The organism is Streptomyces sp. LS1784 (assembly GCF_020103755.1).
Taxonomy (GTDB): domain Bacteria; phylum Actinomycetota; class Actinomycetes; order Streptomycetales; family Streptomycetaceae; genus Kitasatospora.
This window is the reverse complement of record NZ_JAHSQD010000988.1, coordinates 1-1,768: the sequence shown is the minus strand read 5'-3', so window position 1 is coordinate 1,768 and position 1,768 is coordinate 1. Positions and strand designations below refer to the sequence as shown.

The following is a 1,768-nucleotide window of genomic DNA, read 5'->3' as shown; positions in this document are numbered from 1 at the left end:
GTACGGCGGGCCGCCGTGGCAGCTGCCCCGGGCCAGACGCACGGGACCGGGAGCCACCGCCAGCAGCGGCCGGTCGAGCGGGTGGTACGGGTCCAGATCGGGCGGGTCGAGGTCAAGGCCGCCCAGCGCACCCCGGCCGGACCGCACAAGCCGGCGGCCGCCCGCCCGGGCCCGGCCCTCGACCTGGACAAGTACCTCAACCGGGAGACCTCATGAGCGAGCGGGTGGGGCACATGACCGAGGGGGTGAACCCGTGAGCGAGCGGAGCGAGCGAGCCATCCGAAGGTGCGTACGGGCGAATGCCCCTGCCGAGCGCAGCGAGGCGGACGCATGAGTAACCACCTCGCGATCGCCACCGTGAGCGAGGCGCTGCGGCTGCTCATCACCCGAGCGCTCTCGCCCGACATCCCGTTCGCGGTCGAGGTCAGCGCCCGCAAGCCGCCGACCGAGCCGCCCACCGACCCGACCATCACCGTCTTCCTCTACCAGGTCACGCCCAACGCCTCGCTGCGCAACCGCGACGCGCCCACCCGCGCGACCGACGGCACCGTGCTGACCCGGCCGGCTGCCGCCCTGGACCTGCACTACCTGATCAGCTGCTACGGCGAGGAGACCCAGCTGGTCGGCCAGCGGCTGCTCGGCTGCGTGGTCCGGGCGCTGACCGAACAGCCGCTGCTGTCCCGGCAGTTGATCGAGGAGGCGGCCACCCAGCCGTACCTGGTGGGGACGGACCTGGCCGCCTCGCCGCAGCGGGTGCGCTTCACGCCCACGCCGATGGACGTGGACGAGATGTCCAAGCTGTGGATGACGCTGTTCCAGACGCCGTACGCGCTGTCCGTGGCCTACCAGGCCACCGCCGTCTTCGTGGAGGGCAAGGCCGATCCGGTGGCCGGCAAGCCGGTGCTGCGCCGTTCCGTGCGGGCCGCGCCGTCCCGCGGACCGGTCGTCGAGCGGGTGCTCTCCCGGCCCGCCGGGTCCCAGGGCGCCCCCGCGGAAGGGCCGGTGACCAAGGACCGGGAGCTGGTGGTGGACGGCTCCGGCCTGCGCGCGGACCTGGTGGTGGCCCGGCTGGGCGAGCGCCGGGTGACGGTCGACCCGGGCGGTGTCCGGGACGACCGCCTGGTGGTCGCCGTACCGGAGGACCTGCCGCCCGGTGTGTTCCAGGTGCAGGTGCTGCACGGGCTGGCACTGGACGGCCGACCGGCCGCCGAGCACCTCGCCGTGGAGTCCAACGTGCAGACCTTCGCCCGGCAGCCGCGGATCGTCGCGCCGATCGGCACCGCGGACCGCAGCGACGGACCGGCCGGGGTCTCGGCCCGGCTGGATTTCCGGCTGGACCTGCCGCTCCGGAACGACCAGCAAGTCCTGCTGCTACTGGACGAGTTGCACCCGCCCGCCGGGCGGCCCGAGGCGAGCCGCCAGTTCCGCGCACCCGCGCCGCCGCTGCCGCGCACCGACCCGTTCGAGGTCCGGGTGCCGGTCGTCGGCGTCCGCCCGACGGCGTACCTGGCCCGGATCCAGGTGGACGGCGTGCCGAGCGAGTTGACGGTGTCCGGCGACGGGGCCTTCACCGGCCCGGTCGTGGACTTGACGCGCTGACCGCAGGACGGGGGGTTGGGAGATGAGCACGCGCCGGAGGCAGGGCCGCGACGGCTCGGCGGACGACTCGCACCGGGAGTCGCTGTCCGCCGCGGTCGCCGCCGTGCTCGAACGGGTCGACGCGCACGCGGCCGGCCGTTCTGCCGAGCCCGCCGTCCCGTCGGCCCCC

Annotated in this window: 2 protein-coding genes; both read left to right on the top strand. The window is 74.9% G+C overall.

The genetic code is table 11. The annotated features are described in order from the left end of the window. Positions 1-216 (top strand): hypothetical protein (locus KS423_RS44950; protein ID WP_224285434.1); only part of this gene is annotated, 216 nt, incomplete at its 5' end. A gap of 114 nt (positions 217-330) precedes the next feature. Beyond that, entirely contained in the window at positions 331-1,599 is a 1,269-nt protein-coding gene (locus tag KS423_RS44945; RefSeq protein WP_224285433.1) for a DUF4255 domain-containing protein, read from the top strand. Positions 1,600-1,768 lie beyond the last annotated feature (169 nt).

Excerpts from the sequence above, each read along its gene's own strand:
- KS423_RS44945 (WP_224285433.1), top strand. The coding sequence starts at position 331 with ATGAGTAACCACCTCGCGATCGCCACCGTGAGCGAGGCGCTGCGGCTG.